Here is a 9995-nt window from a genome sequence, read left to right on the forward strand (position 1 = left end):
TGAAGGCGCCTACCTTAATGGCGCCCCAGGATGGCCCGGTAGTACCATCAAGCCAATGAATGACACATTCCAGCCAGCGGACAGGATGAACAAGGAGCACATCGCCCCGGCCCGGCAGTTGCTGCGCAACGAGGCGCTGGACTGGTTCGAGCGCAACGATGGCCCGCCGGTCGTCGGCTTCCGCTTCGACAGTCCGCAGGGGCTCGCCCGTGAAGTCGACTGGCACCATCACCAGCGTGCGCAGCTGATCTGCGTCGAACGCGGCCTGCTGACCACCCGCACCTCGCATGGCACGTGGTCGCTGGCGCCCGGTTCTGCCGGCTGGATGCCGCCCCTGGAACCGCACACGGTCGCTCTGGACGGCCCGCTGCGTGGCTGGGGCATGGCGCTGGCCGCGCCGGCCTGCACTGCCCTTCCCGCCGCCCCCTGCGTGCTGGGCCTGTCCAGGCTGGCGCAGGCACTGGCGGACCGGATCTGCGGCTGGTCGCTCGACCAGGTCGCCACGCCCGAGCACCAGCACATCATCGAGGTTCTGCTGGATGAGATCCGCACCGCACCGCGCCAGCGCATGCACCTGCCGATGCCGCACGATCGGCGCCTGCTGAAGATCGCCTCGCAGCTGCTGGCCGATCCCTCCGACGAGCGCAGCCTGGCCGAATGGGCGCATTGGGCCGGGCTTTCGCCGCGCAGCCTGACCCGCCACTTCCGCGACGAGACCACGCTGAGCTTCGCGCAGTGGCGCCAGCAGGCCCGTCTGTCCGAAGCGCTGCGGCAGCTGACCGATGGCCGCAGCGTGGCCGATATCGCCCATGCGCTGGGCTTCAGCAGCGCCAGCGCCTTCGTCACCGTGTTCCGCCGCCATTTCGGCCTGCCGCCCGGGCGCTACCTGGCGCGGGCCGGGAATGGACTGGAAACCGGCCTGGACCCTGCGCGCGGCTTGGCATCCCCGGCCGCATCCGGATAATCACAGGATTGCGAGCGGCGACCGCCGTCGCCGCCTCCCGACATAGGTAACAACGCCGCATGACCGAACTTGCCCGCCCCGTGTTCCACGGATTCGAACAACTGCCGTTGCGCGAGTACGCCGAACGCGCCTACCTCGACTACTCGATGTACGTGGTCCTGGACCGCGCCCTGCCGTTCGTCGGCGACGGCCTGAAGCCGGTGCAGCGCCGCATCATCTATTCGATGAGCGAGCTGGGGCTGAATGCCGCGTCCAAGCCGAAGAAGTCCGCACGCACCGTCGGTGACGTCATCGGTAAATACCACCCGCACGGCGACAGCGCGTGCTACGAGGCGCTGGTGCTGATGGCCCAGCCGTTCTCCTACCGCTATCCGCTGATCGAGGGCCAGGGCAACTTCGGCTCCAGCGACGACCCGAAGTCGTTCGCGGCGATGCGCTACACCGAATCCAAGCTGACCCCCATCGCCGAAGTGCTGCTGGGCGAGCTGGGCCAGGGCACCACCGACTGGGCGCCCAACTTCGATGGCACGCTGCAGGAGCCGACGTGGATGCCGGCCCGCCTGCCGCACCTGCTGCTCAACGGCACCACCGGCATCGCCGTGGGCATGGCCACCGATGTGCCGCCGCACAACCTCAACGAGATCGTCAGCGCGCTGCTGCACCTGCTGGACGATCCGGATGCCACCGTGCGCGACCTGTGCGAGCACGTGAAAGGCCCGGACTATCCCTCCAGCGCCGAGATCATCACGGCCGCCAACGATCTGCGCACCCTGTACGAGACCGGCAACGGCAGCGTGCGTGCACGCGCGACGTTCAGCCGTGAAGCCGGCAACATCGTGGTCACCGCACTGCCGTTCCAGGTATCGCCCTCGAAGGTGATCGAGCAGATCGCCGCGCAGATGCGCGCCAAGAAGCTGCCGTGGCTGGAAGACATCCGCGATGAATCCGACCACGCCAATCCGGTGCGGGTGGTGCTGGTGCCGCGCTCGAACCGCGTCGATGCCGAGCAGCTGATGGGCCACCTGTTCGCCACCACCGACCTGGAGCGCAGCTACCGCGTCAACCTCAACGTGATCGGGCTGGACGGCCGTCCGCAGGTGAAGAACCTGAAGATGCTGCTCAGCGAATGGCTGACGTTCCGCAGCAACACCGTCACCCGCCGCCTGCAGCATCGCCTGCAGAAGGTCGAACGCCGCCTGCACCTGCTGGAAGGTCTGCTGGTGGCCTTCCTCAACCTGGACGAGGTGATCCATATCATCCGTACCGAGGACGAACCGAAGGCCGCACTGATCGCGCGCTTCGGCCTGTCCGAAGAACAGGCCGAGTACATCCTGGAGACCAAGCTGAAGCAGCTGGCCCGCCTGGAGGAAATGAAGATCCGCGGCGAGCAGGACGAGCTGGCCAAGGAACGCGAGAAGATCATCGGCATCCTCGACAGCAAGGCCAAGCTGAAGAAGCTGATCCGCGACGAGCTGCAAGCCGATGCGAAGAAGTTCGGCGACGAGCGCCGCTCGCCGCTGGTCCAGCGCCAGGCGGCGCAGGCCATCGACGAGACCGAGCTGGTGCCGAGCGAGCCGATGACGGTGGTGCTGTCGCAGAAGGGCTGGATCCGCGCCGCCAAGGGTCATGAAGTGGACGCGTCGGCCCTGTCCTATCGCGATGGCGATGCGCTGCAGGGCGCCGTGCGCGCGCGCAGCACCCAGCAGGTCGCATTCCTGGACAGCGAAGGCCGGGCCTATTCAACGGCGGTGCACACCCTGCCTTCTGCACGGGGCAACGGTGAGCCGCTGACCGGCCGTTTCTCGCCGGCACCCGGCACCAGCTTCGTCACCCTCGCCAGCGCCGAGCCGGACGCACGCTTCGTGCTCGCGTCCAGCCATGGCTACGGCTTCGTCACCCGCTTCGAGAACCTGATCGGCCGCAACAAGGCCGGCAAGGCGATGCTGAACCTGTCCGCCGGCTCGTCGGTGCTGCCGCCGGCGGTGGTCGCCAATGTCGACAACGACCGCATCGTGGCGGTGACCAGCTCGGGCAACCTGCTGGCGATTCCGGCCAGCGATCTGCCCGAACTGGACAAGGGCAAGGGCAACAAGATCATCGAGATCCCCAAGGCCAAGCTGGCCACGGAACGCGTGGTCGCCATCGTGGCGATCGGGCCGGGGCAGACCCTGCAGGTACGCGCCGGCCAGCGCACCATGGGCCTGAAGTTCAACGAGCTCGATGCCTACCTCGGCGCCCGGGCGACCCGCGGCCACCTGCTGCCGCGTGGCTGGCAGAAGGTCGAAGGCCTGTCGGTGGAATGACGTAGCGGGGTCGGATCCCTTTCCAACGGAAAGGGCTCTGACCCCAAGCTCCCGCTTCGGGCTGCGTCGGCCCGGGTCGACCCGCTCTGCCCGCCGGGCATGGCCCGGCGCTACCGGAAACGCAGCACCAGACACGAAAAAGCCGGGGCATTCCCCGGCTTTTTCGTTGTCGGCTGGCGGGCGGTGGAGCGGCTGGCGGGCGAAGGCTGGCGAGCGGTGCTCCGGTGCTGGCGGGCGACGGTACTCGCTCAGTGCGCCGGGGCGCCGCTGCCGTCGATCTTGCTCAGCTGGTACAGCTCCAGGCCGATGCGCTTGATCAGGCCCAGCTGCTGCTCCAGCCACCAGGCGTGGTCCTCTTCGGTGTCCTTCAGCTGCGCCAGCAGGATGTCGCGGCTCACGTAGTCGCCCTTCTCTTCGCACAGCTTCATGCCGGCGGCGAGGTTGTTGCGCACGGCGTACTCGGTGTCCAGATCCTTCTGCAGCATCTCCTCCACCGTCGTACCCGGCTCGGTCAGGTGCGGGCGCATGTCAGGATCACCGCCAAGGAACAGGATGCGGCGCAGCAGCGCGTCGGCATGCTGGGTCTCTTCCTCCATCTCGTGGTTCAGGCGCTCGTACAGCGCGAACAGGCCCTGGTCCTCGTAGCGGCGGGAGTGGATGAAGTACTGGTCGCGCGCGGCAAGCTCACCGCGCAGCAGTTCCTTCAGGCAGGCGATGACGTCCGGGTTGCCTTTCATGGGGGGGGGCTCCTGTGAATCGATGCGGCATAGGGTGCCCCATTTCGGGATACGGTGATCTAATCGGAATCAGTCGCAGTTGCGCCTGCGGCTACAATCGGCCCCGGCGTTCGGAAAGGACCTGCAATGCGACGTACATGGCGTTGGCTGCTCGGCGTGCTGATCGCCACCCTGCTGGTGGTGGCCCTGGCAGCGTGGCTGCTGCTGCGCGGCAGCCTGGCCGATCTGGAAGGTGAACATGCCCTGCCCGGCCTAAGCGCAGCAGTCACTGTCGAGCGCGACGCGCTGGGCGTGGTCACCATCACCGCGGGCAGCCAGGCCGACGCCATGCGTGCGCTCGGCCGTGTCCACGCACAGGAGCGCTACTTCGAGATGGACCTGATGCGGCGCAGCGCGGCCGGTGAACTGGCCGCGCTGTTCGGCCCGAAGGCCATCGAGGTGGACAAGCGCATGCGGGTTCATCGCCTGCGCGCGCGGACCGACGCCCATCTGGAGGCCGCCTTGCGCAGCAACGCCGCGGCGGTGAACGCGTATGTCGATGGGGTCAACCAGGGCCTGGCCGATCTCTCCGTGCGCCCGTGGGCCTACCTGCTGCTGCGGCAGGCGCCGCAGCCGTGGACCGCCAGCGACAGCGTGCTGGCCGGGCTGGCCATGTATGCCGATCTGCAGGATCCGGGCAACCGGACTGAACTGGCGCTCAGCCGCATCCAGGCGGTGGTGCCACCGGCGCTGCATGCGCTGATCGCGCACCAGGGCAGCGAATGGGATGCGCCCCTGTTCGGCGAGCCGCGCGGCAATGCCCTGCTGCCCGATGCAGGGCAACTGGATCTGCGCACGCTGGCCGCGTCGCCCGCCCCCGTGCCGGTGGAAACCGGCGCAGTGGGCAGCAACAACTTCGCCGTGGCCGGCGCCCTCACTGCCGATGGCCGTGCCATCGTTGCCGACGACATGCACCTGGGCCTGCGTGCACCCGGCCTCTGGTTCCGCGTGCGCCTGCGCTATCCCGATCCGCAGGCGGCCGGTGGCCAGGTCGACATCAGTGGCTTCTCGCTGCCCGGTCTACCGGCCGTCATCGTCGGCAGCAACGGGCACATCGCCTGGGGATTCACCAACAGCTACATCGACACCGCGGATTTCCGCAACGAACCGGCCACGGCCCCGGTGACGGTGCACGAAGAGCGCATCGCCGTGGCCGGCCAGGATGACGTGGTGTTCCCGGTGCGCGAGACCGCCTGGGGGCCGATCCTGCACACCCACGCCGATGGCAGCGGCGACGCACTGCGCTGGGTCGCACATCTGCCCGGCGCGGTGCGCCTGGATTTCGCCGACATGGCCCGCGCGGGCGACCTGGACCAGGCCCTGCGCGTGGCCGACCGCGCCGGCATTCCTGCACAGAACCTGGTGATCGGCGACCGCAGCGGGCGCATCGCCTGGCGTCTGATCGGCGCCCGTCCGGACCGTGGCCCCGGATGTGCGGCGGCCGGCTACGCGCCAGCGCGCAATGACGCCTGCGCACCCTGGTCGCTGCGCAGCGACGCTGCTCCCGCACTGATCGATCCCGCCAACCACCGTCTGTGGACCGCCAACGGCCGCGTGCTGGACGGCGCCGCCCTGGCAGTGGCCGGCAATGGCGGCTACGACCTTGGCGCCCGCGCGCGGCAGATCCGCGACCTGCTGGCGGTCCAGGACCGTTTCGATGAGCACGACCTGCTGGCGATCCAGCTCGATGACCGCGCGGTGATGCTGCAACGCTGGTGGGCGCTGCTGCAGCAGATCACCGCACACAGCAGCGACCCTGCACTGCAGCGCCTGCATGCAGCCAATGCGCACTGGGAAGGACGGGCATCGGTGGACTCGGTGAGCTATCGCATCACCCGCGGCTTCCGTGGCAAGGTGCTTGATGCGGTGGAAGGCGCGCTGCTCGCGCCTGCCCGCGCACAGCTGGGCGCCGACTACCTGCCGCCGCGGCTGCCCGAGCTGGAAGGCGTGGTCTGGCCGATGCTGGAACAGCGCCCGGCACATCTGCTGCCACCCGGTATCGACAGCTGGGATGCGTTGCTGGCGAAGGCCGCACGTGAGCTGGAAACAGATCTTGCCGGCCAGGGACCGCTGGCCCAGCGCCGCTGGGGAGAGCGCAACACCGCGTCGATCTGCCACCCGGTCAGTCGCGCCCTGCCCGCCTTCGCACGCCGCGCGTTGTGCATGCCGGCCGAGCCGTTGCCCGGCGACCACGACATGCCACGGGTGCAGGCCCCGGATTTCGGTGCTTCGCAGCGGATGGTGGTCTCCCCCGGTCACGAAGCCGACGGCATCGTGCACATGCCCGGTGGCCAGAGTGGCCACCCGCTGTCCCCCTACTGGGGCGCGGGCCACGAAGACTGGGTGCATGGCCGCCCCTCGCCGTTCCTGCCGGGCAAGGCCCAGCACGTGATGACGCTGGTGCCGGCGAGATAGAGGGGTAGCGCCGGGCCATGCCCGGCGAGCGCGCAGCGCGGACGGACAGCAAAGCCGCCGGGCATGGCCCGGCGCTACCGGCTCAGGTGCGGCGGCGCTCGATCAGGTTCAACAACGGCCCGGTCATCGCAGTGGTCACCAGTGCCATGATCACCAGTACCGCGAACAGGCGATCCCCGAGCAGACCCAGCTCATAGCCCAGGTTGAGCACGATCAGTTCCATCAGGCCGCGCGTGTTCATCAGTGCTCCCAGCCGCCATGCCTCGCGGGCAGGCAGGCCGGTGCTGCGGGCGGCACTGAATGTGCCCAGCAGCTTGCCGGCCGTGGCCACCGCGATCACCACCAGACACAGCACGATGTCGCCGGCGTGCAGTGCGTCGGCGCGCATGCGCAGGCCGGTCATGGCGAAGAACAGGGGCAGCAGCAGGGTCACCGCGAACGGCTCGACGCGGGCCATCAGCAGTGCGCGCAGCGGCGCATTGGATGACACCGCCACGCCCGCAGCGAATGCACCGAACAACGCATGGATGCCCAGCATCTCGGTCACCAGCGCACTGGCCAGCGACAACAGCAGGATGCCCAGCAACCACCGTCCTTCGCGTCCTGCCACGACCTGCTGGCGGGCAAACCACGGTCTCACCAGGCCAAGCATCAGCACCACGAAGGCCACCACGCCCAGCAGGTTGAGGCTTGCCGGCAGCCAGCCACCGGCCTGTGCAGCCGCCACGATCAGCGCCAGCAGGCACCAGGCCGTGGCATCGCCGAGTGCCGCGCAGGCAATGGCGGTCTGTCCCAGCGGCGTATGGGTGATGCCGCGATCGGCGAGGATCCGCAGCAGCACCGGGAATGCCGTGATGCTCATCGATATCCCGACGAACAGCGCGAAGGACGTGAAGCCCACGCCCTGCGGACCGTGCTGCGGGTACAGCCAGATCGCCAGGGCCACGCCCAGCATGAATGGCACGGCGATACCGGCATGGCTGACGGTGAACGCGAACCGCCGTCGTCCGCGCAGTGCGGCCAGGTCGAGTTCGGCACCGGCCACCAGCAGAAACATCAGCACACCCAGCTGGCTGAGCAGGCCCAACGGCGCCAGCGACGCCGCCGGGAACAGCGCGCCATGCAACTGCGGCAACAGGCTGCCCAGCACCAACGGGCCCATCATCAGGCCTGCCGCCATTTCGCCGATCACCGCCGGCTGGCCGAAGCGCTTGAGCAGCGCTCCCGCGCCCTTGGCCACCAGCAGCAGTACCAGCAGCTGCAGCAGGAACAGGCCCAGCGGCGATGACAGATGCCGGGCCCAGCTGCCTTCGTCGGCAACCGTGGCGCGTGCGACCGCTTCAGGCGCCGCCGGCCCGGCATACCGCGCCAGCAGCAGGCCGGCCAGCAACGGCAGCCCGGCCCAGGCCACGTAGCGCCACCCCCACTTCATCGGCGGCGCCCGGCCCTCGCTCTGTACGTCCATGAACATTCCCCAATGTGCAGGGGGGCGATGATACGTCCTTGCCTGCGCCGACGCTGAGCGCCCGCCGGGCGTAGCCCGGCGCTGCCGGTCACGCCAGGGCCTGCTCGTGTACCCCGGCAATCGCCCGGCCGGACGGATCGGCCGCTGCGGCGAAACTCGCGTCCCAGGCAATCGCGGCCGGCGAGGAACAGGCGATCGATTTTCCACCCGGGACCGTTTCGGCCGCGGCCCTGCTCGGGAAGAACTGTTCGAACAGGTGGCGATAGTAGTACGCCTCCTTGGTCTGCGGCGGGTTGTGAGGGAAGCGCTTGTCGGCGGCGGCCAGTACCCGGTCGCTGACCTGCGCCTCGGCGTGCGCCTTCAATCCGTCGATCCAGCCATAGCCGACGCCATCGCTGAACTGCTCCTTCTGGCGCCACAGGATGCTGTCCGGCAGATAGCCATCGAACGCTTCACGCAACACCGCCTTCTCGATACGGCGACCGCCGAAGCCGCTGCCGACCATCTTGTGCGCGGCGTCGATGCGCATCGCCACATCGAGGAAGTCGCGGTCCAGGAACGGCACGCGGGGCTCCACGCCCCAGGCCATCATTGACTTGTTGGCACGCAGGCAATCGTAGTTGTGCAGGGCATCGAGCTTGCGCACCAGCTCCTGGTGGAATTCGCGCGCGTCCGGTGCCTTGTGGAAGTACAGGTAGCCGCCGAAGATCTCGTCGCTGCCTTCGCCGGACAACACCATCTTCACCCCCATCGCCTTGATCCGCCGTGCCAGCAGGAACATCGGCGTGGACGCGCGGATGGTGGTGACATCGTAGGTTTCGATATGGCGGATCACCTCGGGGAGCACGTCGAGGCCTTCCTCGAAGGTGTACTCGAAGCCGTGGTGCACGGTGCCCAGCGCTTCGGCGGCGACGGCGGCGGCGGCCAGATCGGGCGATCCCTTCAGCCCGATCGCGAACGAATGCAGGCGCGGCCACCAGGCTTCGCTCTGGCCGCCATCCTCGATGCGGCGGCGGGCATAGCGGGCGGCGACGGCGGCCACCAGCGACGAATCCAGTCCACCGGACAGCAGCACGCCGTACGGCACGTCGCTCATCAGCTGGCGTTCCACCGCATGTTCAAAGGCCTGTCGCAGCTCGGCCAGATCGGCTTGGCGCCCTTCAACGTCCGCATACTCGCGCCAGGGCTGCTGGTAGTAGCGCACCAGTTCGCCACTGGCACTGTCGTAGTAATGACCCGGCGGGAACTGGGCAACGTCGGCACAGGTATCCACCAACGCTTTCATCTCCGAGGCCACCCGCAGGCGCCCCTGCGCGTCGTGCCCCCAGTACAGCGGCACCACGCCGACCGGATCGCGCGCCACCAGTACGCGACCGGCATCGCGGTCCCACAGCGCGAAGGCGAAGATGCCGTTGAGCTGCTCCAGCCAGCAGGACGGCGAGCCTCCCTGCCGGTACAGCGCGTTGATCACCTCGCAGTCCGAGCCGGTCTGGAAGTCGTAGGGGTGGGCCAGCGCGGCCTTGAGCAGCTGATGGTTGTAGATTTCGCCGTTGACCGCCAGCGCCAGCTGACCGTCCGCCGACAACAGCGGCTGCGAGCCACCCGCCGGATCGACGATGGCCAGCCGCTCGTGCACCAGCAGTGCACCTTCATCAAGGTAGACGCCGCTCCAGTCCGGGCCACGATGACGCTGCCGCTGCGACAGCTCCAACGCATGCCGGCGCAGGGCGGGAAGATCATCACCGGCCTGCAGGCCGAAGATTGCGAAGATCGAACACATGGGGGAACTCCTGTTGTCGGTTCTACGAGGGGCAAGGTGTTCGACCGGCCATCCAGGCCCGGGTAGCGCTGCGCCCGGGCACAAAAAAACCCGCATCGGCCGATGCGGGTTTTCTGGTGTCCGGGCGTGTGTTGCTGTCTATCTACCCAGGGCGCAGTCCCGCATCGGCCGCGCACGATTATTCGCGCGCAGATTATTGCGGTTGTTGTTGACGGCGGTGGCCAGGCGGATCGACATGACCCGACCCTAACCCGGTTTCCGGGGCCGCGCAACAGTTGCGTTGGCAACCAGG

6 protein-coding genes are annotated in these 9995 nt (G+C 68.4%); 3 read left to right on the forward strand and 3 right to left on the reverse strand.

The features are described 5' to 3' along the window. Positions 1-55 precede the first annotated feature (55 nt). Entirely contained in the window at positions 56-964 is a 909-nt protein-coding gene (locus AC06FB_RS03490) for a helix-turn-helix domain-containing protein (protein WP_478053380.1), read from the forward strand. 59 nt (positions 965-1023) lie between these two features. Then, complete coding sequence (parC, locus tag AC06FB_RS03495) at positions 1024-3267, forward strand: DNA topoisomerase IV subunit A (RefSeq protein ID WP_478053381.1); 2244 nt, start codon at positions 1024-1026, stop codon at positions 3265-3267. Positions 3268-3515: 248 nt separating this feature from the next. Here parC and bfr read toward each other — a convergent pair whose 3' ends face one another. Beyond that, positions 3516-4004: a bacterioferritin gene (bfr, locus tag AC06FB_RS03500; RefSeq protein WP_053518345.1), complete on the reverse strand. Its 489-nt coding sequence runs from the start codon at positions 4002-4004 to the stop codon at positions 3516-3518. Positions 4005-4130: 126 nt separating this feature from the next. On the opposite strand from bfr, the gene AC06FB_RS03505 reads away from it, so the two are divergent. After that, positions 4131-6458, forward strand: coding sequence for a penicillin acylase family protein (locus tag AC06FB_RS03505; RefSeq protein WP_478053382.1), 2328 nt, complete (start codon positions 4131-4133; stop codon positions 6456-6458). 82 nt (positions 6459-6540) lie between these two features. On the opposite strand, the gene AC06FB_RS03510 is transcribed toward AC06FB_RS03505, so the two are convergent. Beyond that, positions 6541-7929 carry a cation:proton antiporter domain-containing protein gene (locus tag AC06FB_RS03510; protein WP_053518340.1) on the reverse strand — a complete coding sequence of 463 codons (1389 nt, stop codon included), beginning with the start codon at positions 7927-7929 and terminating at the stop codon, positions 6541-6543. Positions 7930-8011: 82 nt separating this feature from the next. Continuing rightward, on the reverse strand, positions 8012-9703 hold the full coding sequence (gene asnB / locus AC06FB_RS03515) for an asparagine synthase B (protein WP_476342060.1): 1692 nt from the start codon (positions 9701-9703) through the stop codon (positions 8012-8014). Positions 9704-9995 lie beyond the last annotated feature (292 nt).

It is taken from the genome of Stenotrophomonas sp. Steno-C15 (assembly GCF_056393265.1).